At 61.9% G+C, this 22,080-nt stretch carries 20 protein-coding genes; 10 read left to right on the forward strand and 10 right to left on the reverse strand.

Translation table 11 applies throughout. The features are described from left to right. Positions 1-67: 67 nt before the first annotated feature. Positions 68-1,141 carry a sensor domain-containing diguanylate cyclase gene (locus KW838_RS26885; protein ID WP_218504091.1) on the reverse strand — a complete coding sequence of 358 codons (1,074 nt, stop codon included), beginning with the start codon at positions 1,139-1,141 and terminating at the stop codon, positions 68-70. Between the two features lie 173 nt (positions 1,142-1,314). Here KW838_RS26885 and KW838_RS26890 point away from each other — a divergent pair, with 173 nt between their 5' ends. Further along, entirely contained in the window at positions 1,315-1,653 is a 339-nt protein-coding gene (locus KW838_RS26890; RefSeq protein WP_218504092.1) for an FKBP-type peptidyl-prolyl cis-trans isomerase, read from the forward strand. 19 nt (positions 1,654-1,672) lie between these two features. On the opposite strand, the gene KW838_RS26895 is transcribed toward KW838_RS26890, so the two are convergent. Further along, entirely contained in the window at positions 1,673-1,996 is a 324-nt protein-coding gene (locus tag KW838_RS26895) for a protealysin inhibitor emfourin (protein WP_218474451.1), read from the reverse strand. Continuing rightward, positions 1,993-3,054, reverse strand: a complete 1,062-nt coding sequence (locus tag KW838_RS26900; RefSeq protein WP_218504093.1) for a M4 family metallopeptidase — start codon at positions 3,052-3,054, stop codon at positions 1,993-1,995. The genes KW838_RS26895 and KW838_RS26900 overlap by 4 nt, the downstream gene beginning before the upstream one ends. A gap of 201 nt (positions 3,055-3,255) precedes the next feature. On the opposite strand from KW838_RS26900, the gene KW838_RS26905 reads away from it, so the two are divergent. Continuing rightward, positions 3,256-3,732: an MEKHLA domain-containing protein gene (locus KW838_RS26905; RefSeq protein ID WP_218504094.1), complete on the forward strand. Its 477-nt coding sequence runs from the start codon at positions 3,256-3,258 to the stop codon at positions 3,730-3,732. A 7-nt stretch (positions 3,733-3,739) separates the two neighbouring features. Here KW838_RS26905 and KW838_RS26910 read toward each other — a convergent pair whose 3' ends face one another. Next, positions 3,740-4,861 carry a cytochrome P450 gene (locus tag KW838_RS26910; RefSeq protein ID WP_218504095.1) on the reverse strand — a complete coding sequence of 374 codons (1,122 nt, stop codon included), beginning with the start codon at positions 4,859-4,861 and terminating at the stop codon, positions 3,740-3,742. Between the two features lie 79 nt (positions 4,862-4,940). Here KW838_RS26910 and KW838_RS26915 point away from each other — a divergent pair, with 79 nt between their 5' ends. After that, a complete protein-coding gene (locus KW838_RS26915; RefSeq protein WP_218504096.1) occupies positions 4,941-5,714 on the forward strand; it encodes a helix-turn-helix transcriptional regulator in 774 nt (257 codons plus the stop codon). Between the two features lie 275 nt (positions 5,715-5,989). Here the strand turns inward: KW838_RS26915 and KW838_RS26920 are convergent, their stop codons facing one another. The 5 genes from KW838_RS26920 to KW838_RS26940 all read right to left on the reverse strand — a co-directional run bounded on the left by KW838_RS26920 (position 5,990) and on the right by KW838_RS26940 (position 12,220). Continuing rightward, a complete protein-coding gene (locus KW838_RS26920) occupies positions 5,990-7,009 on the reverse strand; it encodes a branched-chain amino acid aminotransferase (RefSeq protein WP_102701816.1) in 1,020 nt (339 codons plus the stop codon). Positions 7,010-7,251: 242 nt separating this feature from the next. After that, complete coding sequence (gene lpdA, locus KW838_RS26925) at positions 7,252-8,634, reverse strand: dihydrolipoyl dehydrogenase (protein WP_218504097.1); 1,383 nt, start codon at positions 8,632-8,634, stop codon at positions 7,252-7,254. A gap of 18 nt (positions 8,635-8,652) precedes the next feature. Next, complete coding sequence (locus KW838_RS26930; protein WP_102701818.1) at positions 8,653-9,924, reverse strand: dihydrolipoamide acetyltransferase family protein; 1,272 nt, start codon at positions 9,922-9,924, stop codon at positions 8,653-8,655. Beyond that, positions 9,925-10,983, reverse strand: coding sequence for an alpha-ketoacid dehydrogenase subunit beta (locus KW838_RS26935; RefSeq protein ID WP_015095444.1), 1,059 nt, complete (start codon positions 10,981-10,983; stop codon positions 9,925-9,927). A 1-nt stretch (position 10,984) separates the two neighbouring features. Then, positions 10,985-12,220 (reverse strand): 3-methyl-2-oxobutanoate dehydrogenase (2-methylpropanoyl-transferring) subunit alpha, encoded by a 1,236-nt coding sequence (locus tag KW838_RS26940; RefSeq protein ID WP_103393721.1) that lies wholly within the window; start codon positions 12,218-12,220, stop codon positions 10,985-10,987. 185 nt (positions 12,221-12,405) lie between these two features. Here KW838_RS26940 and bkdR point away from each other — a divergent pair, with 185 nt between their 5' ends. After that, a complete protein-coding gene (bkdR, locus tag KW838_RS26945; protein WP_007976593.1) occupies positions 12,406-12,894 on the forward strand; it encodes a Bkd operon transcriptional regulator BkdR in 489 nt (162 codons plus the stop codon). 266 nt (positions 12,895-13,160) lie between these two features. Here the strand turns inward: bkdR and KW838_RS26950 are convergent, their stop codons facing one another. Further along, a complete protein-coding gene (locus KW838_RS26950; protein WP_218504098.1) occupies positions 13,161-14,024 on the reverse strand; it encodes an MBL fold metallo-hydrolase in 864 nt (287 codons plus the stop codon). A 96-nt stretch (positions 14,025-14,120) separates the two neighbouring features. On the opposite strand from KW838_RS26950, the gene KW838_RS26955 reads away from it, so the two are divergent. The 6 genes from KW838_RS26955 (at position 14,121) to nahK (ending at position 22,075) form a co-directional block, all read left to right on the forward strand. Further along, on the forward strand, positions 14,121-14,462 hold the full coding sequence (locus tag KW838_RS26955; protein WP_007976596.1) for a helix-turn-helix transcriptional regulator: 342 nt from the start codon (positions 14,121-14,123) through the stop codon (positions 14,460-14,462). Positions 14,463-14,626: 164 nt separating this feature from the next. Beyond that, the gene (locus KW838_RS26960; protein ID WP_102701822.1) at positions 14,627-15,871 is read left to right on the forward strand and encodes an FAD/NAD(P)-binding oxidoreductase; all 1,245 of its coding nucleotides are present in this window, start codon (positions 14,627-14,629) and stop codon (positions 15,869-15,871) included. A gap of 9 nt (positions 15,872-15,880) precedes the next feature. Continuing rightward, the gene (locus tag KW838_RS26965; protein WP_102701823.1) at positions 15,881-16,687 is read left to right on the forward strand and encodes a sulfite exporter TauE/SafE family protein; all 807 of its coding nucleotides are present in this window, start codon (positions 15,881-15,883) and stop codon (positions 16,685-16,687) included. A gap of 209 nt (positions 16,688-16,896) precedes the next feature. After that, positions 16,897-18,081: a porin gene (locus KW838_RS26970; RefSeq protein WP_218504099.1), complete on the forward strand. Its 1,185-nt coding sequence runs from the start codon at positions 16,897-16,899 to the stop codon at positions 18,079-18,081. A 273-nt stretch (positions 18,082-18,354) separates the two neighbouring features. After that, positions 18,355-19,512, forward strand: coding sequence for a nitric oxide-sensing protein NosP (gene nosP / locus KW838_RS26975; protein WP_218504100.1), 1,158 nt, complete (start codon positions 18,355-18,357; stop codon positions 19,510-19,512). After that, positions 19,442-22,075: a hybrid sensor histidine kinase/response regulator NahK/ErcS' gene (nahK, locus tag KW838_RS26980; protein ID WP_256358983.1), complete on the forward strand. Its 2,634-nt coding sequence runs from the start codon at positions 19,442-19,444 to the stop codon at positions 22,073-22,075. The genes nosP and nahK overlap by 71 nt, the downstream gene beginning before the upstream one ends. Positions 22,076-22,080 lie beyond the last annotated feature (5 nt).

Below are 22,080 nucleotides of genomic sequence, written 5' to 3' on the forward strand. Positions count from 1 at the left end.
ATATGTTAATTGCATTGTTGGCATGCATTGATGTGCAAAGCGGATCAATGCATTCGAGGAGCTAACGCTATTCGCTGTGCGCCCGCACCACGCTCTCGGTGCCCAGCCGATACTGATTGTTCCCGCTGCGCTTGGCCTCATACATCGCCAGGTCGGCAATGTGCAGCAGGCGGTCAATGCTCGGCGCATGATCGGGGAACACGGCGACGCCCAGGCTGGTGCCGATGTGGCGCTGGTCGTTGCCGATGGTGATGGGCGGGGAGAGCTCGGCGAAGATGTTCTGACAGATGTTGCGCGCTTCGTCTTGCAGGTTTTCGCCTTGGGGCAAGCCCTGGAGGATGACCACGAATTCGTCGCCACCGATCCGCGCGACGGTGTCGGTGCCGCGCAGAATGCGCTTGAGCCGTGTCGCGGTAGTGACCAGCACGCGGTCGCCGGCCGCGTGACCATAGTGGTCATTGATGGCCTTGAATCCATTGAGATCGACAAACACCAGCGCCACCCGCGTGGCGCTGGCGCGCGCCTGCTCCAGCGCTTCGGACAGGCGCTCTTCGAGCACCAGGCGATTGGGCAGACCGGTCAGCGGGTCGAAATGGGCCAGGTGCTTGAGGTAGTTGGCCGAGGCCTTTTCTTCGGTGATGTCGCGTACCACGCCCATCATCTTGATCGTTTCGTCGTGGTCATTCTTGACCACGTTGCCGGTTTCCCGCAGCCAGCGGATCGTGCCGTCGGGCCAGACCACGCGGTATTCCTCATCATGGTTTTCGCCGGTTTCCAGGCAACGCAGTTCGCCCGCCCGGACCCTCTGCCGGTCGTCTGGGTGCACGCAGGAACAGAACAGGGCGTAGGAGGGCGTCACTTCGCCGATCTTGAACCCGAACATGCCGAAGATCGCGTCTGACCAGTACAGGCGGTCGGTGTCGACCTCCCAGTCCCAGGTGCCGATGCGAGCGAAATACTGGCTACGCTTGAAGCGCTCGGCGTCGCCATCCTGGTGGATGTTCCGGCCTTCGGACAGGCTGTTGATGATCGCGCGGTACTGCGCCAGTTGCTTGTGCAGCGAGCGTTCGCGCCAGACCAGCGCGACGATCAGGGTAAGCGTCATTGAACCAAGGATGACGCTGGTCCAGAGCAGGATCATTCGGGCATGGCCATCAGGGCGTTGAACCGTACGGGTAATAGTTGATTATTTTAGTTCAGCAAACCGCTTTAAACGCAGCGCGCGGAGACGGCAATGGTTGCCAATCGCGGGCAAATCTGGGAAAACGGCGCCCATCAGGCCCTTGAGGGCGAGTGAGCATACGAGTGAATTCAATGAATGACGAGCTTCAGGTAATCGATCTTCAGGTGGGTGACGGAAAAGCCGCGGTAAAAGGCGCGCTGATCACCACCCAGTACCGTGGCTGGCTGGAGGACGGGAGTGAATTCGATTCTTCCTATAGCCGGGGCAAACCCTTCCAGTGCGTGATCGGCACCGGGCGGGTCATCAAGGGCTGGGACCAGGGCATCCTGGGCATGCAGGTCGGTGGCAAGCGCAAGTTGCTGGTGCCGGCGCACCTGGCCTATGGCGAACGCAGCATGGGCAAGATCACGCCGAATTCGAACCTGATCTTCGAAATTGAATTGCTGGAAGTGCTGACGCGGGATGATTGACCGGTGGGGGCGGGGAGATCTACAGCAACTGCCCCGTGTCCCAAAGATGGACCAGCTCTCCCGGTGCCTGGTCCTCCGGCACTTTAAGCACCATCCGGTCTTCCTGTTCGCCTGACCGATAGTTCACCTCTATCTGGTAAAAGCGCTGGTCGCCACGCCCGGATACCGTGCTGTCCAGGGTCAGGCAACCCTCCAGTACCGAGCAGATGCGGGTGCGCTGGCTGATGTCGCATTGCGCAAACTCGATTTCCCGAGGGCGGCTCAAGGCGTGAATCGCCGCGAAACCACCCTGGCGGGAGAGGCGAACCCGGGCGTCGTCGCCCAATGCAGGCAGGGTTTTCATAGGGTCTCCGTGATTTCGATGCCCGTTTGAGCCCAGCCCTGGCGCACGGCCTCGACTTCTCGCGCACCGAAGCGTTGGCCGGCATGGTCGACGGTCAGCCGGGCGAAGGCATCGAAATCGGCGTCCGGATTCAGGCGTTTGTCGCACAGGGCGTCGTACCAGATCACCCCGGCTTTCTTCCAGGCGAACCCGCCAAGCGCTCTGGCCGCCAGATAAAACGCGCGATTGGGGATGCCGGAATTAATGTGCACACCGCCATTGTCCTCCTGGGTGATGACGAATTCACGCATGTGATCCGGTTGCGGATCCTTGCCCAACAGCGGGTCGTCGTAGGCCGTGCCCGGATGGGACATCGAGCGCAGGCCTCTGCCATTGATCTTTGGCGTCAGCAAGTCAGCCCCGATCAGCCAGTCCGCCTGCTCGACGGTGTGGCCAAGGACGAATTGCTTGGTGAGGATGCCGAACACATCCGACAGCGACTCGTTCAAGGCACCGGACTGGTTGGCGTAGATCAGCCCGGCCGTACTTTCGGTCACGCCATGGGCCAGTTCATGGGCGACCACATCCAGCGAGCGGGTGAAGCGCTGGAAAATTTCCCCGTCACCGTCGCCGAAGACCATTTGCGCACCATTCCAGAAGGCGTTTTCGTATCCCTGGCCATAATGCACGCTGCCAACCAAGGCAAATCCCTTGTTATCGATCGAGTCGCGGCGCAGCACCTTCCAGAAGAAATCATAGCTGGCACCCAGGGCATCGTAGGCTTCATCGACGGCCGCATCGCCTGTGGCCGGCTGGCCTTCCATTCGCACCGGCATCCCCGGCAACAGCATTTTGTTCTGGGCGTCGTGCAGGCTGCGCTGGGCCACTCCCGGCTTTCCGGGCGGCGGCAGAATCGCCCGCTCCGGCGGCCGCGAAGGTGGCCCGGGATTGGGCAGCAGGTTTTGCACGTGATGCAGAGTGATCATCGCCGCCGTGCGCTGCGGCTCTGAACCGTGGGCGATGATGCGGTTGAGAATGTAGGGCGGGATAAAACTGCGCAGTGCTGGTGAGTCGTTCATCAGTGCATCCCTGGCGTGACAGCGGTCGATACTGATGTGATCCGGGCACCGCGCGTTCGGTTCCGTACCGGGTCCTTGTGCGAGCTGGTTCGCGATAGCGACAGGTCGGTCAAAAATGATGTTGAATATCACGCCACCGTCGCGAGCCAGCTCGCCCCCCACAGGTGTTGTGTTTGAACTCACCCGCCTTACAGGAAGCCCATGTCGCCAACCAATGAATTTCTGGAGATGGTTCAACAGCTGGATGTCGCTTACCGGCACTGGACCGGTGCGCGCTTGCCTGCTCCGCAATCGCTGAGCGAAGACGAGCGCCTGGCCTGGCTGCATGCACATGCGCCTTTTGCTTTGCTGGCCCATGGCACCGAGGCCGATCCGCTGTTTTATTACGCCAACGAGCAGGCCCTCGCCAGTTTCAAGTACCCGCGCGAGCAGTTCATCGGCATGCCTTCGCGTTTCAGTGCATCACCGCTGGACCGGGACATGCGCCAGACGCTTCTGGAGCAGGTCACGGCCCATGGCATTGCTCATGGCTACAGTGGCTATCGGGTGGATCGGCAGGGCAATGCCTTCATGATTCATGAAGGCAAGGTGTGGACGCTGGTTGATCAGCAGGGTGTGCGTTTGGGGCAGGCGGCGTTGTTCTGGCCGGATGCTGCACGGGTTGGACAGTTGGACTGATCGTCGATCAAGCCACCGGCCAATCCCTGAACAGCGGAATTCGCCCATTCGCGGACGGGCGGTAATCCCAGGTCAGGCGGTCCAGTCCCGGCTTCATCGCCAGAATTTGCCGGACGGTAGCGCCGGCAATGCTCAACGCCAGAGTCTGCCCCGGACATTGATGGCGCCCCGTACCAAAGGTGAAGCTGCGCCGGTTCGGGCGGTCGAGCAGGAGTGCGTCGGGGTTGTCGTTGAACTGTGGGTCGCGATTGGCCGAGGCCAGCAGCACCAGGATCATGTCCCCGGCATTCAGCCTTGTGCCGTCAATCTCGCAGGGGGCGGCGACGAAGCGGCGGGTGTTCTGTACCGGCGGGTCAAAGCGCTGCACTTCGGCCAGCAGATCGTCGACATGGGGTGATTGGCTGAGTAACCACGGGTGTTGAATCAACGCCAGCACCGCGTTGCCGATCAGCCCGGCCGTGGCCTCGAACGTCTGGGAAAACAGACCGATCAGGTTGGCGATCAGCGTTTGCGGTGCGCCGCCGGTGAAGCGCTGGCGGATGCCTGCAAGCAGATGGCTGTGGTTGTCCGGGTCGGCCAACAGCTCGACACAGTAACCGCTCAGTTGTTCGGCGGCGGCATGGGCGGCAGACAGCTGTGCCGAGGTGCTCAAGGGCGACAGGCAAGCCACGAAGTCCGCCGTCAGTTCGCTGATGATTCGGCCCTGAGCCGGGGTGAATCCCAGCAACGCCGCCACCACGCACACCGGCCCACGGAACATGGCGTTGTGCAGGCCGATGGCGTCGGCGCTGATCAACCGGGCGCTGACCAGGCTCTCGACTTCCCGCGTATCGATCACATCCAGCCCCGGCGCAATCGCCGACCGTGGGCATTGCTGGCGCTCACCCTCATTCATGCGCATCAACTGGCCGAACACCTGGCCGGCCATGCCATCGGCAATCGCCTTGGGGACTGGCTCCTGCGCGGGGCGAACATGGCAATCGGCATGCGCCAGCACGGCAGCCACCGCCCGGGCGCTGCTGGCCACCCACATGTTCAGCCCCGGATGAAAAGCCAGCCCGCCCTCGGCACGCAGTTGTGCGTAGTAGGGGTAAGGATCTGCATGGGTCGCAGCGATGATCGGGTCCATGGGTCACAGCCTTTTGTTGTTGGAAAGTGTTGCTACTATCTCCAGTCCGAAAGGGCGTTGATTCGTCCGGGAGCGAAATATGAGCGCAGAACAACACGACATGGGCGTCTCGCAGGTGGCAGCGGCCATCGCCGAGCCGGCGCGGACGAAAATCCTCTGTTCGCTGATGGATGGCCACGCCCGCACCAGTACCGAGCTGGCGGCGGTGGCCGAAGTCAGCGCGTCGACCGCCAGTGCCCACCTGGCCAGACTCAAGGAGCTTGCGCTGGTGCGGCTGCACGTCCAGGGACGTCACCGCTATTACAGCCTGGCGGACAAACGCGTCGCCCAGGCCCTGGAAGCGCTGATGGTGATCGGCCAGAACACGGCGCCACGCTTCCAGGCGCGGACCCCGGATCGCCTGCAGTTTGCCCGCACCTGCTACGACCACATGGCGGGCACCTTGGCGGTGCTGTTGCATGACCGGATGCTCGAGGCGGGCTGGCTGGAGGAAACCGACGAACAGGCCTATCGCTTGAGTGACAGTGGTTCGGCAATGTTTCAGGGGCTCGGGATTGAAGTGCAGGATCTGAGCACGCTGCGCCGCCGCTTTGCCTGCCCGTGCCTGGACTGGAGCATGCGCCGGCCGCATCTGGGCGGGTCGCTGGGGGCGGCGTTGCTGCAAACGGCGCTCAAGCGCCAGTGGGTGACCCAGGATCTGGACAGTCGGGCGTTGGCGTTGACGGCGTTGGGGCGCAAGGAGATGGCGGGGCGGTTTGGGCTTGAGTGGCGGCTGCTGGTTGAAGGTAATGGCAAAAGATTACCAATCGCGGCAGCTCCGACCACACCAGGTGCATCCATTAACGATCAATAGCATTTTTCCGGTTGCTTCTGTGGTGACTGACATACTGCCTTCGCGGGCTCGCTCCCACAGGGATTTTCAGTGTGCACAAGATCTGCGAACGACACAAAACCAGTGTGGGAGCGGGCTTGCTCGCGAAAGCGGTGTGTCAGGCAATGATGATGTCGAATCTGACGGCCCCTTCGCGAGCAAGCCCGCTCCCACAGGGGGGACTCGTCAGTACGATGCAAACAAAAAGCCCCCCGTCGGTCACCCGATGGGGGGCTTTTTGTGCGTCTGGCGTCAGGTCAGACCTTGACGATCCAGCCCGCTGGCGCTTCGATGTCGCCGGTTTGCACGCCGGTCAGCTCTTTGTAGAGCTTCTGGGTGACCGGGCCGACTTCGGTTTCGCTGTGGAACACGTGCAGGTGGTCGTTGTAGTCGATGCCGCCAATTGGCGTGATCACCGCCGCAGTACCGCAAGCACCGGCTTCCTTGAAGTCGGAGAGCTTGTCGATGAACACGTCGCCTTCAACCACTTCCAGGCCCAGACGGGTCCTGGCCAGCTCGATCAGCGACAGGCGGGTGATGCCCGGCAGTACCGATGGCGAGTTCGGGGTCACGAACTTGTTGTCGTGGGTGATCCCGAAGAAGTTGGCCGAACCGACTTCCTCGATCTTGGTGTGGGTCATCGGATCCAGGTAGATGGCGTCGGCAAAGTGGGCTTTCTTGGCCTTGGAGCCCGGCATCAGGCTGGCGGCGTAGTTGCCACCGACCTTGGCCGCACCGGTGCCTTGTGGCGCAGCGCGGTCGTAGCTGGAGATCTGGAAGTTGTGCGGGGTCAGGCCACCCTTGAAGTAGGCGCCGACCGGGATGCAGAAGATCGAGAAGATGAACTCGGGGGCGGTACGCACGCCGATGTTGTCACCCACGCCGATCACGAACGGGCGCAGGTACAGCGCGCCGCCGGTGCCGTACGGCGGAATGAAACGCTCGTTGGCGCGGACCACGGCCTTGCAGGCTTCGATGAATTGCTCGGTGTCGACTTGCGGCATCAGCAGACGGGCGCAGCTGCGCTGCATGCGCAGGGCGTTCTGATCCGGGCGGAACAGGTTGATCGAGCCGTCCTTGCAACGATAGGCCTTCATGCCTTCGAAGCATTGCTGGCCATAGTGAAGGGCCGTGGAGCCTTCGCTGATGTGCAGCACGTTATCTTCGGTCAGGGTGCCCTTGTCCCATTCGCCATTGCGAAAGTACGACAGATAGCGCTTGTCGGTCTTGATGTAGTCAAAACCCAGCTTGTCCCAATTGATGCTTTCGTTACCCATGACACCCTCTATCACTTAACAACCGCCGAAACGGTTCAAGGCTTCTGACGTTTTTTGGATGGGGACAACAATACTTCATTCCGGGCCAATTTCGCAGCCCAGACTATCGGCTGATCGGCAGATAATTCGCATTGACCTTGAGAATTCGCGAGCAAGCCCGCTCCCACATTTGGAATGCATTCCCCTGTGGGAGCGGGCTTGCTCGCGAAGAGGCCATCACAGCCACCATCAATCACCCTGAATCAAAGGTGCAACGCGTGGCCCAGAGCCCTCAACGCCGCTTCCTGCACCGCCTCACCGAGCGTCGGATGCGCATGGATGGTGCCGCCGATGTCTTCCAGCCGCGCACCCATCTCCAGGCTTTGCGCGAACGCCGTGGACAATTCGGACACGCCGACACCCACCGCCTGCCAGCCGACAATCACATGATTGTCCCGACGGGCGACCACACGCACGAAGCCGCTTTTCGACTCCAGGGTCATTGCCCGGCCATTGGCGGCGAACGGGAAGCTCGACACGATGCAGTCCAGGCCTGCAGTCCTGGCCTCGTCCGGGGTCTTGCCGACCACCACCAGTTCCGGGTCGGTGAAGCACACGGCGGCGATGGCGGTTGGGTTGAATTCGCGGGATTTACCGCTGATCAGCTCGGCGACCATCTCGCCCTGGGCCATGGCCCGGTGCGCGAGCATCGGTTCGCCGCTCAGGTCGCCGATGGCATAGACGTTGCGCATGCTGGTCTGGCAGCGGTTGTCGATCTTGATCGACGAACCGTTCATGTCCAGGTTCAGTGCTTCGAGGTTCCAGCCCTGGGTGTTCGGCTTGCGACCGACGGCCACCAGCACCTGATCGGTTTCCAGGTTCAGGGTCGCGCCGTTCGGGGCCAATACTTGCAAGGTATTTTCTTTTGAATCAAAGCCTTGCACGCTGTGCTTCAAGTAAAGCTTTACACCGAGTTTTCGCAGTTCGTCGTGCACAGGCTGTGTCAGTTCGGCGTCGTAGGCCGGCAGGATGCGCTCCTGCGCTTCCACCACGCTGACCTCGACACCGAGCTTGCGATAGGCAATGCCCAGCTCCAGACCGATGTAGCCACCGCCGACCACAATCATGCGCTTGGGCACGGATGTCGGCGCCAGGGCTTCGGTGGACGAGATGATCGGCCCGCCAATCGGCAACATCGGCAGGTTCACGCTTTTCGAACCGGTGGCCAGCACCAGGTGCTCGCACAGGATGCGTGTGTCGCCGACCTCGACGGTTTTACCGTCAACCACTTTGGCCCAGCCTTGAACGACCTGGACCTTGTTCTTTTTCAGCAGCGCGGCAACGCCGGTGGTCAGGCGATCGACGATGCCGTCTTTCCATTCGACGCTCTTGGTGATGTCGAGGGTCGGCGCCGAAACGCTGATGCCCAAGGCCGAAAGCTGATGGTGCTGCTGAGTCTGATGAAACTGCTCGGCGACGTGAATCAGTGCCTTGGACGGAATGCAGCCGATGTTCAGGCAGGTGCCGCCCAGGGATTGGCCTTCCACCAGGATGGTCGGGATGCCCAGCTGGCCGGCACGGATCGCCGTCACATAACCGCCAGGACCGCCGCCGATGATCAGCAGCGTGGTGTTCAGTGTCTGCATGACTTTCTCCACAAATGCTTAATCGACAAAGAGCGTGGCGGGTTGTTCGAGCAAGCCACGAATGGCCTGGATGAAGAGCGCCGCGTCCATGCCGTCGACCACGCGGTGATCGAAGGAGCTGGAGAGGTTCATCATCTTGCGGACCACGATCTGGCCTTTGATCACCATCGGCCGTTCGACGATCTTGTTCACGCCGACAATCGCCACTTCCGGCAGGTTCAGCACCGGCGTGCTGACGATGCCGCCCAAGGCGCCGAGGCTGGTCAGGGTGATGCTCGAGCCGGACAGCTCATCGCGGCTGGCCTTGCCGTTGCGCGCGGCGGTGGCCAAGCGCGAGATTTCCGCTGCGCTGTCCCACAGGCTGCGGGCTTCGGCGTGACGTACCACCGGCACCATCAGGCCAATATCGGCTTGGGTGGCAATACCGACATGCACGGCGCCGAGGCGGGTGATGACCTGGGCTTCGTCGTCGTAGCGGGCGTTGATCTGCGGGAAGTCGCGCAGGGCGACGACCATGGCGCGGACCAGGAACGGCAGCAAGGTCAGCTTGCCGCGAGTCGCACCGTGTTTTTCGTTGAGGTGCGCGCGCAGCTCTTCCACGGCGGTGACGTCGATTTCCTCGACGTAGCTGAAGTGGGCGGCGCGCTGGGTGGCGTCCTGCATGCGCTGGGCGATCTTGCGGCGCATGCCGATCACCGGGATCTGCTGTTCATCGGTGCGCTGGGTGTAAGCGCTGCTGACCGTCGATGCATTGGACTGACCCTGAGCCAGGTAGGCGTCCAGGTCTTCATGCAGCACGCGACCGGCCGGGCCGCTGCCACGCACCAGGCGCAGCTGAATGCCGAGGTCCAACGCATGCTTGCGCACGGCCGGGGAGGCCAGCGGACGTTCATCGGCCGCGCGAGCCACCATCGGGCCCTGGCATACAGCCGCTTTCGGCGCTGGGGCCGCGACCGGTTTGCTTTCAACCACGGCTTCGACTTTAGGTGCTGCGACTGGCGCTTCTTTAACGGGAGCCGGTTGCGCCGACTCCTTAACGTTGCCCGCGCCTTCGACTTCAATGCTGATCAGCACACTGCCAACCGCCATGACTTCGCCCGGCTGGCCACCGAGGGCAATCACCTTGCCATGCACCGGCGACGGGATATCGACCATCGCCTTGTCGGTCATGACATCGGCCAGCACCTGATCTTCGACGACCATGTCGCCGACCTTGACGTGCCAGACCGACAATTCAACTTCTGCAATGCCTTCACCAATGTCCGGCATTTTAATGACGTGCGTGCCCATTCAGACCTCCATGACCCGTTTCAACGCCGCGCCCACTCGGGACGGCCCTGGGAAATACGCCCACTCTTGCGCGTGCGGGTAAGGGGTGTCCCAACCGGTGACGCGTTCGATCGGCGCTTCCAGGTGGTGGAAGCAATGCTCTTGCACCAGCGACACCAGTTCGGCACCGAAACCGCAGGTACGGGTCGCTTCGTGCACCACCACGCAACGGCCGGTCTTTTTCACCGATTTGACGATGGTTTCCAGGTCCAGCGGCCACAGGCTGCGCAGGTCGATGACTTCGGCGTCAACGCCGCTTTCTTCAGCAGCGACTTGCGAGACGTACACGGTGGTGCCGTAGGTCAGCACGGTGACGTCCTTGCCCGGACGGGTGATGGCGGCGACGTCCAGCGGCACGGTGTAGTAACCGTCCGGCACTTGCGCGGCAGGGTGTTTCGACCACGGGGTTACCGGGCGGTCGTGGTGGCCGTCGAACGGGCCGTTGTACAGGCGTTTCGGCTCGAGGAAGATCACCGGGTCATCGTTTTCGATGGAGGCGATCAACAGGCCCTTGGCGTCGTACGGGTTGGACGGCATCACCGTGCGCAAACCGCAGACCTGGGTGAACATCGCCTCGATGCTCTGGCTGTGGGTCTGGCCACCGTAGATGCCACCGCCACACGGCATGCGCAGGGTCATCGGTGCGGTGAACTCGCCTGCCGAGCGATAACGCAGGCGGGCGGCTTCGGAAATGATCTGGTCGGAGGCCGGGTAGACGTAGTCGGCGAACTGGATCTCGGCCACCGGGCGCAGACCGTAGGCGCCCATGCCCACGGCGACACCGACGATGCCGCTTTCGGAGATCGGCGCGTCGAACACCCGGGAGGTGCCGTACTTGTTCTGCAGGCCTTCGGTGCAGCGGAACACGCCGCCGAAGTAGCCCACGTCCTGGCCGAAGACCACGACGTTGTCGTCACGTTCAAGCATCACATCCATGGCCGAGCGCAGGGCCTGGATCATGGTCATGGTGGTCGTGGTCATGGCGGTTTCCAGCTCGATATTGTTGTTGTGATCGTTCATGTCAGATCCCCAACTCTTGACGCTGGCGCTTCAAGTGCTCCGGCATCTCTTTGTAGACGTCTTCGAACATGGTCGCAGCGCTTGGAATCTGGCCACCGGCGAGAGTGCCGTACTGCTCGGCTTCTTTCTGTGCGGCGATCACTTCGGCTTCGAGCTCGGCGCTGACCGCGGCGTGTTCCTCTTCGGACCACTGGCCGACCTTGATCAGGTGCTGCTTGAGGCGCGCAATCGGATCGCCGAGCGGGAAGTGGCTCCAGTCATCGGCAGGGCGGTACTTCGACGGATCATCGGAAGTCGAGTGCGGGCCGGCACGGTAGGTGACCCATTCGATCATGGTCGGGCCGAGGCCGCGGCGCGCACGTTCGGCGGCCCAGGCGGAGGCGGCGTAGACCGCGTAGAAGTCGTTGCCGTCGACCCGCAGGGAGGCAATGCCGCAACCGACGCCGCGACCGGCGAAGGTGGTGGCTTCACCGCCGGCGATCGCCTGGAAGGTGGAGATCGCCCACTGGTTGTTGACCACGTTGAGGATCACCGGCGCGCGGTACACGTGGGCGAAGGTCAGGGCGGTGTGGAAGTCCGACTCGGCGGTGGCGCCGTCGCCGATCCAGGCCGAGGCGATTTTGGTGTCGCCCTTGATCGCCGAGGCCATGCCCCAGCCCACGCCCTGGATGAACTGGGTGGCGAGGTTGCCGGAGATGGTGAAGAAGCCGGACTCCTTGACCGAGTACATGATCGGCAATTGCCGGCCCTTGAGCGGATCGCGCTCGTTGGACAGCAGCTGGCAGATCAGGTCGACCAGCGGCACGTCGCGGGCCATCAGGATGCTTTGCTGGCGGTAGGTCGGGAAGCACATGTCGTCGATGTTCAAGGCCAGGGCCTGGGCGCTGCCGATGGCTTCCTCGCCGAGGCTCTGCATGTAGAACGACATCTTTTTCTGACGCTGGGCGACCACCATGCGGTTGTCGTAGATGCGGGTCTTGAGCATGGCGCGCATGCCCTTGCGCAGGATCTCCACCGGCACGTTTTCGGCCCAAGGCCCAAGGGCATTGCCCTGGTCGTCGAGCACGCGGATCAGGCCACGGGCCAGGTCAGCCGTGTCAGCCGGTTCAACGTCGATTGGGGGTTTGCGCACCGTGCCGGCATCGGTCAGATGCAGGTAGGAGAAGTCGGTTTTACAGCCGGGACGGCCCGAGGGTTCGGGGACGTGCAGGCGCAGCGGTTCATACGCTTGGGTCATGGCTTCTACGCTCGATCTTGTGAATTTCTTGTAGTGAGCTGACAGATTTCGTTCGGTAGAAGAAATCTTGTCCTACAACAATCATAGGCCCGCCCAAGAAGAATATTTCTCTCTGTTTCGTTGCGCTAAAGATCATTTGCAGATAAAAAACCTGCATAAGCATAAAAAACAGGTGGTTTTGTCTCATGCGCAAACTGGACCGTACCGATATCGGCATTCTCAACAGCCTTCAGGAGAATGCGCGCATCACCAACGCCGACCTCGCACGCTCGGTGAACCTCTCGCCGACGCCGTGTTTCAACCGGGTCAAGGCCATGGAAGAACTGGGGGTGATCCGCGAGCAAGTGACGCTGCTCGATGCCGACCTGTTGGGGTTGCATGTGAACGTGTTCATTCACGTCAGCCTGGAGAAACAGGTGGAGGAGGCGTTGCAGCATTTCGAAGAGGCGATTTCCGACCGCCCCGAGGTGATGGAGTGCTACCTGATGGCCGGCGACCCGGACTACCTGATCCGGGTGCTGGTGCCGACCATCCAGTCGCTGGAGCGTTTCATGATGGATTTTCTGACCAAGGTGCCGGGGGTGGCGAACATTCGATCGAGCTTTGCCCTCAAGCAAGTGAGGTACAAAACCGCGCTGCCGCTGCCGGCCAATGGCCTGACGTTGGGTAACTGAAAATCAAGGATCGCACTGTGTAGGAGCTGCCGAAGGCTGCGATCTTTTGATCTTCAGAGAGCCATCGGTCGCCAGAGTCAAAAGATCGCAACCTGCGGCAGCTCCTACAGGGTCATAGCTGATTGATGGGGATTTTCAGGTGCGGCCAATGGCCTGACGTTGGGCAACTGAAATCAAGGATCGCGTTCTGTAGGAGCTGCCGAAGGCTGCGATCTTTTGATCTTCAGGGATCCACCTTTCGCCAGAATCAAAAGATCGCAGAGGGGTTAGAGCTGATTGACGGGGATTTTCAGGTAGGTCACGCCATTGCCTTCGGCCGGCGGCAAGTTCCCCGCCCGCACATTCACCTGGATCGCCGGCAGCAACAGCGTCGGCATGCCCAGCCCCGCGTCACGCCGTGTACGCATCTCGACGAATGCGGCCTCATCGATCCCGTCATGCACATGAATGTTGCTTTTGCGTTGTTCGCCGACCGTGGTCTGGCAGTGGGCCGACCGGTCGGCCGGCGGGTAGTCGTGACAGACGTAGAGCTTCACGCTGGCAGGGAAGGCCAGCAATTTTCGAATTGAGGCAAACAACTGGTGAGCATTGCCGCCGGGGAAATCGCAGCGGGCGGTGCCGACGTCGGGCATGAACAGGGTGTCGCCAACGAGGATTTGTTCTGCGTCGATCAGGTAGGCCATGTCCGCCGGCGTATGGCCGGGCACATGCAGGGCGGTCGCCCTGAGGTTGCCGATCATGAACGATTCGTCGGGGGCGAACAGATGATCGAACTGCGAACCGTCGACGCGAAATGATGGCTCCAGATTGAACAGCGCTTTGAACACGTCCTGGACCTTGATGATCGACTCGCCGATGGCGATTTTTCCCCCCAGCTGCTCGCGCAGATAGGGCGCGGCGGACAGGTGATCGGCGTGGGCGTGGGTTTCCAGCAGCCATTGCACTTGCAGTGTGTGGGCGCGGACGAAGGCGACGATTTTGTCAGCCTGGGTGGTCGCGGTACGCCCGGCCGCACCGTCGTAGTCGAGCACGGGGTCGACAATCGCACACTGCCCGCCATCGGCCTCGTAGACCACGTAGCTGTAGGTCGAGGAGGCGGGGTCGAGGAAAGCTTCAATCAGTGCGGGCATGGACACGAACCTGTGCAGGGGTGGAAAAGTCAGTTGCAACACTTTATGTAAAAACATAATGTTCGCAGCTTAAGTGACGTTGAAGGCATCCTGCAAATGCAATCCAGTCTGACCGAATGTGAAGTCGCCCAACTGCGCGCCTCGGCCTCCAAGGCCTGTGCGCTGCTCAAGGCCCTGGCCAATGAGGATCGCCTGTTGATCCTGTGCCAGCTGACCCAGGGCGAGCGCAACGTCGGCGAGCTGGAAAAAATGACCGGCGTGCGCCAACCGACCCTGTCCCAGCAACTGGGGATCCTGCGCGATGAAGGACTGGTCGCGACCCGTCGTGAAGGCAAGTACATTTTTTACGGTCTCGCCAGTCACGAAGTGATCCAGGTGATGAAAACCCTCTCCGGGCTGTATTGCGGGGCGGTGCTTAAAAGCTGGGTTCAACCTTGATCTTGTTTAACACACCGAACCTGTGGGAGCGGGCTTGCTCGCGAAGGCGGTGTGTGAGCCACGTTAATGTCTACTGACACACCGCCTTCGCGAGCAAGCCCGCTCCCACAGTAGTTTTGTGTGTTGACTGGAAAAATCCTTGCGTGCAGCAAAAGGAACAAGCAATGAACGATCAACACTGGGGCCCATCCATCAGTGCAGATATCGTGGTGATCGGCGGCGGTACGGCGGGCATAGGCCTTGTCGCCAGCCTGCTCAAGCGTAACCCGCAGCTGAACATCACCCTGATCGAGCCCGACTCCCGGCACTTCTATCAACCGGCCTGGACGCTGGTCGGCGGTGGCGCCTACAACATGGAAAACACCGTGCGGCCGATGGCGTCGGTGATGCCCCGCGGGGTCAATTGGGTGCAGGCTGCCGTGACCGGCATCGATCCAGAGCATTGCCGGCTGATCCTCAGTGACGCGCGCACGGTCAGCTATCAGAACCTGATCGTCTGCCCCGGCCTGCGCCTGGCCTGGGAAAAAATCGAAGGCCTGGAGGAGACCCTCGGCCAGCACGGTGTGACCTCCAACTACAGCTACCGGCACGCGACCTACACCTGGGACCAGGTGCAGAAACTGCGCGGCGGCAAGGTGCTGTTCACCCAGCCGGCCATGCCGATCAAATGTGCGGGAGCGCCTCAAAAAGCGCTGTACCTGTCCTGTGATCACTGGAACAGGACCGGTGTGCTGAACAACATTGACGTCGAGTTCAATCTCGCGGGCGCGGCGTTGTTCGGCGTGGCGACCTTTGTCCCGCCGCTGATGAAGTACATCGAAAAGTACAACGCCCGGCTGGCATTCAATTCGAATCTGGTCAAGGTCGACGGCCCGGCGAAAACCGCGTGGTTCGAGGTCAAGGACGCCGAGGGCACTGTCACCCGCCAGGCAAAAACCTTTGACCTGCTGCATGTCGTTCCGCCTCAGGTGGCCCCGGATTTCGTCGCCCGGAGTCCGCTGGCCGACGCCGCCGGCTGGTGCGAGGTCGATCCCCACAGCCTGCAACATCCGCGTTATCCAGGCGTCTTCGCACTGGGTGATATCTGCGGCACCACCAATGCAAAAACCGCCGCGGCGGTGCGCAAGCAGATAGTGGTGGTGGCCGAAAACCTGCTGGCCTTGCGCAAGCAACAACCACTGCCGCTGAAGTACGACGGCTATGGCTCCTGTCCGCTGACGGTGGAGAAGGGCAAGGTGATCCTGGCCGAGTTCGGTTATGCGGGCAAATTGCTGCCGACCTTTCCCCTTGACCCGACGACGCCGCGCCGCTCGGCGTGGTGGCTCAAGGCAACACTGCTACCGTGGTTCTATTGGAACGGTATGCTCAAGGGTCGCGAGTGGCTGACGCGTCTGTCCAGGGTCGACTGAGAACTCCCTATGTTGCTGGCAAGTCTGTTTGGCGTGGTGATGGGGTTGGTATTGGGGTTGACTGGAGCGGGCGGCGGGATTCTCGCGGTGCCGGCCCTGGTACTGGGATTGGGCTGGAGCATGACCCAGGCCGCTCCGGTGGCGTTGTTTGCGGTGGGCAGTGCGGCGGCGGTCGGCGCCATCGATGGATTGCGCCATGGCCTGGTGCGGTATCGCGCGGCGTTGCTGATCGCCGCGCTCGGTGCGGTGTTTTCGCCGGTGGGCATTTATTTCGCCCATCAGTTGCCGGAAAAAATCCTGATGATCCTGTTCAGCCTGCTGATGGTCATGGTGGCCTGGCGGATGTTGCGTCGTGAACGCAAGGACGAAGGCCCGAGCGACCACGGGCACGCCAACTGGGGCCAGAAAAACTGCATGCTCGATCAACAGACCGGGCGCTTTTCCTGGACCGCCAAATGCACCGCGACCCTCGCCGCGCTCGGAGCGGTCACGGGTGTGGTCTCGGGATTGCTGGGGGTGGGCGGCGGCTTCCTGATTGTCCCGGCGTTCAAGCAACTGACTGATGTGCAGATGCGCGGAATCATTGCCACCTCGCTGATGGTGATCAGCCTGATTTCCGCCATCGGGGTGATCGGCGCGTTTCATGCCGGCGTGCGCATCGACAGCGTGGGCGCCACCTTCATTGGCGCGAGCATCATCGGCATGATCATCGGCCGCAAGCTCTGCGCCCGGGTGCCGGCGCGGGCGTTGCAGATCGGGTTCGCCAGCATCTGCGTGGTGGTCGCCGCCTACATGTTGCTCAAGGCCAACGCCTAGCCGGTAGCGGTTCCTGTGGATGCCAGTCGGGTCCACAGGCCTACGCCCTAAGTGGCGAGCCTCGCTGACGAGCGGTCTTACGCCATAGCGGTCACGCGCCGCCAGCCAATCCAAAGCACCTCAAAACCAGCCCCAAGGCAGCGTATGGCGCCGCCCGTCAGGTTTCGATAATCGCCTCCGACACTCAGTCCCCCGTTTCGGAGCGCGCCATGCACAACAATAAGAACGTCACGCATCGTTTTCTGCCAGCCTTTATCGCCAGCCTGTCTGCCCTGGGCCTGGGCCAGATGGCTGAGGCGGATATCATGCTGTACGACAAGGACCAGACCACGTTCTCCACCGACGGCTACATCAACGCCTTCTACGTAAACAGCGATGTCGACCGTGCCAGCGATCAGTACGACCGTCGGCAGTCACGGGTCAAGATGGGCTTTTTGCCCAACTATCTGGGGTTCAACATGGGCAAGCAGGTAGACGATCTCAAGCTCGGCGCCCGTGCCTCGTTCTGGGTCACCATCAACGACAGCCAAACCAACGGCACTGACACCGCCATCGATGTGCGGCAGTTCTTCGGCACCGTGGCCAACCCGGAGTGGGGCGAGGTGCTGATCGGCAAGGACTTCGGCTTGTTCGCCCGTTCCAACATCCTGCTCGACGAAATGCTCGCCGGTTACGGCCAGGTCAGCGATACGTTGGGGCTGGTGGATGGCGGCGGGGTATCGTTCGGCAACATCGGCACCGGTTACCCGTATCCGTTCCCGACCTCGCAGATCACCTATCGCACGCCGGTGATGGACGGTCTGCGCGTGGCGGTCGGCATCATGGACCCGGTGGACACCAACGACAGCAGCCCGACGGGCAAGGCCTATCAGGAAAACCCGCGTACCGAGAGCGAAGTCACCTATCAGTTCGACCTGGCCGGGGCAAAGATCTACAGCTGGGTCAACGGCAGCTACCAGACCTCGGACAACACCGATTCCACGGTCGAGACCGTCACCTCCAAGGGGGTCGGTTATGGCGTGCAGGCGAAGATGGGCGGCTTGTCCCTCACCGGGTCCGGTTTCCAGGCCAAGGGCATCAACCCGTTTTTCACCAACAATGCCGGCGAGCCGACCCTGCGCAACGTCGACAGCGACGGCTACCTGATGCAGGGCTCCTACAAACTGGGCAAGAACCGCCTGGCCTTGTCCTACGGCAAGACCAATGACGACGGCAACGGCGTGGTCGGCAGCGGTGCGGATTACGAGACCCGCGGCATCGCGTTGTTCCATGACGTGAACGACAACCTCAAGCTGGTGGCCGAGTACAACCAGTTCGAAATCAACGGCCACGATACCGACGAGCAGAACGAAGACACCGACACCTTTGCCGTGGGCGCGGTGCTGACCTGGTAGCAGGCTGGAATACAAATAATTGTGGGAGCGAGCTTGCTCGCGATGGCTGGGTGTCAGGCGACATGGATGTTGGCTGTGATGGCCCCATCGCGAGCAAGCTCGCTCCCACAGGGTACCGGGTGTACGCAACACCTGCGGATAACCAAAACTAGTGTGGGAGCTTTATTTGTCTCATCCCATCGAAGCGGCTACCCGCTACCCAAGTAGCATTCGTCACCCCCCAGAGACTTCGTACACTCGTGCCTCATACACACGCACCTGCGGGAGGTAAGGATGCAGCAGAGCGAAGGCGTCGTCAGTGCAATGTCCCAGGCCACCGATGCCCGGCAGGTCGCGCAGGAACTGGCACGACAGTTGTTGCACCCGCACCTGGGGTTCGTGCTGTTCTTCTGTTCCGCCGAATACGACTTGCAGGCGCTGGGCCAGGCCTTGCAGCAAAGCTTTGGCGGCATTCGCCTGGCGGGCTGCACCAGCGCCGGGGAAATCACCCCGCTGGGCTACGGGCGCAATTGCGTGACGGCGGTGGGTTTCGATCACCGGCACTTTTCCATCTCGATCGAGCTGATCGACCAGATGGAGCACTTCAGCCTGATCGACGCCCAGCAAATGGTCGAGCGCCTGGTCAGTGGCTGTCGCAGCAACACCCTGGCCCCGATCAAGGGCAACAGCTTTGCCCTGACCCTGCTCGATGGCCTGTCCAGCCGCGAAGAAATGGTCCTGGCGGCCTTGAGTGCGGCCTTGGGCGACATTCCGCATTTCGGCGGCTCGGCCGGCGACGATAACTACCTGACCCATACCCATGTGTACTTCGATGGCGAGTTCCACAGCGGCGCGGCCGTGGTGGTGCTGGTCAATACCTGGCTGGATTTCGAAGTGTTCACCACCCACCACGTGCTGCCCCGCGCCGAAAAGCTGGTGGTCACCGGGGCCGACAGCACCTTGCGCCGGGTCTTCGAGCTCAATGCCGAGCCTGCCGCCGAGGAGTACGCCCGGCACATCGGCGTGCCAGTGACACAACTCGATCACCGGGTCTTTGCCGCGCACCCGTTGGCGGTGCGGATCAACCAGCATTACTACGTGCGGGCCATCCAGCAGGTGCATCCGGACCTGAGCCTGAGTTTCTACTGCGCCGTGGAGAACGGCATCGTCCTCACCGCCATGACCCCGGGGCCGATGCTGCCGAACCTGCAGCGCCTGTTCGAGGGGTTGCAGGAGCGCCTGGGTGATTTGCTGCTGACCATCGGTTGCGACTGTTTCCTGCGGCGTCTGGAACTCGAGGACGACGGCAGTCTTGATCAGATCGGCAGGTTTTTGCGCGAGCAGCGGGTGATGGGTTTCAACACCTATGGAGAACAGTTCAATGGCATGCACATCAACCAGACCTTCACAGGCGTTGCCATTGCCCGTGGCCGTGCCCCAGGACATCGCTGAACTGCAGGCCGAACTGGCCGGGCTGCGCCTGGAAAACCATAAACTGCAGCGCATCAATGGCGCGCTGATCGAACGGGTCGAGTCCGGGGGAACCCGGGGCAACGATCCGTACGCGGCATTCCAGCATTCGGTGGTGCTGGCCGAGCAAGTCCGCGAACGCACCGATGCCCTGAACCAGGCCATGGCCGAACTCAAGGCCGGCAATCATTTGCTCAGCGAAGCCCGCCTGCGCGCGGAAACGGCGCACCAACACCTGATCGATGCCATCGAAAGCATTTCCGACGCCTTCGTGCTGTTCGACGCCGACCAGCGCATCGTGCTGTTCAACAGTCGCTTCAAGGCGTTCTGGAGCAACAGCCGGGTGCGGATCAACGCCGGCATGCGCCTGACCGAGGTCAAGCGGCTGATGATGAACAACGCCCTGTTCACCGAGGAGCCGCGCGGGCATGCCGACGAAAACCTGCTTTACCGCCTGCAGAACGGGCGCTGGCTGCAAGTCAGCGAGCGCCCGACCCAGGAAGGAGGGCGGGTGATCCTGTTCACCGACATCACCGACGTCAAACTCAGCGAAACCGTACGCCGTGAGCAGGCGGTGGCGCAGAAATCGCACCTGTTGCAACGGGCGGTCGACAACCTGTCCCAAGGGGTGGCGATGGTCAGCGCCGAGGGCATCCTGGAGTTGTGGAACCGGCGTTTCCTGGAGTTGAGCGGCCTGGCGCCGGTGGCGGCCCATCGCCCGTTTGCCGAGGTGATCGCCGACAGTGAGCTGAACCTGCTGACCCCGGCCAGTCGCGATGGCAACGGACGACCGGTGCACGAATGCGAGCAGCGCCTGTACGATGGCCGGGTCCTGGAAATCCGCACCCATCCGTTGCCCACCGGCGGTTTCGTCAACACCTTCACCGACATTACCGAGCGCTACCAGCACGCCGAGGCGCTGAGTGAAAGCGAACACTGGATTCGCCTGATCACCGATCACGTGCCGGCATTGATTGCCTACCTCAATGCCGACCTGGTCTACGAGTTCACCAACAAGGTCTACGAAGAGTGGTACTGCTGGCCCCGCGGCGTGATGCTCGGCCAGAGCCTGCGCGAAGTGCACAGCGAACAGCATTACCAGCGGCTGGAGCCCTACGTGGCCAGGGCGCTGGCCGGCGAGAGCGTGACGTTCGAGTTTGCCGAAACCAACGTCAACAACCAGGAGCGCTACATGCTGCGCTCCTATGTGCCCAACCGTCTGGCCAGTGGCGAGGTGGTGGGGATTTTCGTGTTGATCCGCGACATCACCGAACGCCGCCGCACCGCCGAGGCGCTGCATCAGGCGTATCAGAACCTGGAGCTGCGGGTACGCGAGCGCACAGCGGAATTGACCACCCTCAACGACCAGTTGCTGCGCGAGATCGATGAGCGTCGCCTGGTGGAGTCACGCTTGCGCGAGGCCAAGCAGGAAGCCGAGCAGGCCAACCTGTCGAAGACCAAGTTCCTCGCCGCCGTCAGCCATGACCTGCTGCAACCGTTGAATGCCGCGCGGCTGTTTACCAGTGCCTTGCTGGAACGGCGCGAGCCGATGTCCAGCGAGATTCTGGTGCGCAACGTGAGCAATTCCCTGGAAGACGTGGAGAACCTGCTCGGCACCCTGGTGGATATTTCCAAGCTCGATGCGGGGGTGATCAAGGCCGACATTGCGCCGTTCGCCCTCAGTGAACTGCTGGACAACCTGGCCGCCGAATACACCCAGGTGGCGCGCAGTGAAGGCCTGCAATTGCACTTCATTGGCTGTTCGGCGCTGGTGCGCAGTGACATCCAGCTGCTGGCGCGGATTCTGCGCAACCTGCTGAGCAATGCGATTCGCTATACCTACAGTGGTCGCGTGGTGCTCGGTTGCCGGCGGCATCATCAGTGTCTGACGATCGAAGTCTGGGACAGCGGCATGGGCATTGCCGAGCATCGCCTGGAGGAGATTTTCCAGGAGTTCAAGCGCGGTGATGTGCAGCGACCCGATCAGGATCGCGGCCTGGGCCTGGGCCTGGCGATCGTAGAGAAGATTGCCGGCATCCTCGGGCATCCCATTCATGTGCGTTCATGGCCGGGCCGGGGTTCGATGTTTTCGGTCGAAGTGCCCTTGAGCGCCACCGCGCCAAAGCCGCAGCTCGCGTTGCAGATGAGCGAGCCGATGCTCGAGCGCCTGCGGGGGGCGCGGATATGGGTGCTGGACAACGACGCGACCATCTGTGCCGGCATGCGCACCTTGCTGGAGGGGTGGGGGTGTCGGGTGGTGACGGCGCTGTCGGAGGAGGACCTGGCGCGGCAAGTGGACAATTTCAACGCCGAGGCCGACTTGCTGATTGCCGATTATCACCTGGACAACGATCGCAACGGTGTCGACGCTGTGGCGCGCATCAATGCCCGGCGTGCGTCACCGCTCCCGGCGATGATGATCACGGCCAACTACAGCAATGAACTCAAGCAGCAGATCCGCGAACTGGGCCACACCCTGATGCACAAGCCGGTGCGGCCGATGAAGCTGAAGACGGCGATGAGTCATTTGCTTGGCCGACCTTGAAATCT

The sequence above is a fragment of the Pseudomonas sp. PDM27 genome, from assembly GCF_019219205.1.
In the GTDB taxonomy this organism is placed as follows: domain Bacteria; phylum Pseudomonadota; class Gammaproteobacteria; order Pseudomonadales; family Pseudomonadaceae; genus Aquipseudomonas; species Aquipseudomonas laurylsulfatiphila.

Excerpts from the sequence above, each read along its gene's own strand:
- KW838_RS26885 (WP_218504091.1), bottom strand. The coding sequence starts at position 1,141 with ATGATCCTGCTCTGGACCAGCGTCATCCTTGGTTCAATGACGCTTACC.
- KW838_RS26890 (WP_218504092.1), top strand. The coding sequence starts at position 1,315 with ATGAATGACGAGCTTCAGGTAATCGATCTTCAGGTGGGTGACGGAAAA.
- KW838_RS26895 (WP_218474451.1), bottom strand. The coding sequence starts at position 1,996 with ATGAAAACCCTGCCTGCATTGGGCGACGACGCCCGGGTTCGCCTCTCC.
- KW838_RS26900 (WP_218504093.1), bottom strand. The coding sequence starts at position 3,054 with ATGAACGACTCACCAGCACTGCGCAGTTTTATCCCGCCCTACATTCTC.
- KW838_RS26905 (WP_218504094.1), top strand. The coding sequence starts at position 3,256 with ATGTCGCCAACCAATGAATTTCTGGAGATGGTTCAACAGCTGGATGTC.
- KW838_RS26910 (WP_218504095.1), bottom strand. The coding sequence starts at position 4,861 with ATGGACCCGATCATCGCTGCGACCCATGCAGATCCTTACCCCTACTAC.
- KW838_RS26915 (WP_218504096.1), top strand. The coding sequence starts at position 4,941 with ATGAGCGCAGAACAACACGACATGGGCGTCTCGCAGGTGGCAGCGGCC.
- KW838_RS26920 (WP_102701816.1), bottom strand. The coding sequence starts at position 7,009 with ATGGGTAACGAAAGCATCAATTGGGACAAGCTGGGTTTTGACTACATC.
- lpdA (WP_218504097.1), bottom strand. The coding sequence starts at position 8,634 with ATGCAGACACTGAACACCACGCTGCTGATCATCGGCGGCGGTCCTGGC.
- KW838_RS26930 (WP_102701818.1), bottom strand. The coding sequence starts at position 9,924 with ATGGGCACGCACGTCATTAAAATGCCGGACATTGGTGAAGGCATTGCA.
- KW838_RS26935 (WP_015095444.1), bottom strand. The coding sequence starts at position 10,983 with ATGAACGATCACAACAACAATATCGAGCTGGAAACCGCCATGACCACG.
- KW838_RS26940 (WP_103393721.1), bottom strand. The coding sequence starts at position 12,220 with ATGACCCAAGCGTATGAACCGCTGCGCCTGCACGTCCCCGAACCCTCG.
- bkdR (WP_007976593.1), top strand. The coding sequence starts at position 12,406 with ATGCGCAAACTGGACCGTACCGATATCGGCATTCTCAACAGCCTTCAG.
- KW838_RS26950 (WP_218504098.1), bottom strand. The coding sequence starts at position 14,024 with ATGCCCGCACTGATTGAAGCTTTCCTCGACCCCGCCTCCTCGACCTAC.
- KW838_RS26955 (WP_007976596.1), top strand. The coding sequence starts at position 14,121 with ATGCAATCCAGTCTGACCGAATGTGAAGTCGCCCAACTGCGCGCCTCG.
- KW838_RS26960 (WP_102701822.1), top strand. The coding sequence starts at position 14,627 with ATGAACGATCAACACTGGGGCCCATCCATCAGTGCAGATATCGTGGTG.
- KW838_RS26965 (WP_102701823.1), top strand. The coding sequence starts at position 15,881 with ATGTTGCTGGCAAGTCTGTTTGGCGTGGTGATGGGGTTGGTATTGGGG.
- KW838_RS26970 (WP_218504099.1), top strand. The coding sequence starts at position 16,897 with ATGCACAACAATAAGAACGTCACGCATCGTTTTCTGCCAGCCTTTATC.
- nosP (WP_218504100.1), top strand. The coding sequence starts at position 18,355 with ATGCAGCAGAGCGAAGGCGTCGTCAGTGCAATGTCCCAGGCCACCGAT.
- nahK (WP_256358983.1), top strand. The coding sequence starts at position 19,442 with ATGGCATGCACATCAACCAGACCTTCACAGGCGTTGCCATTGCCCGTG.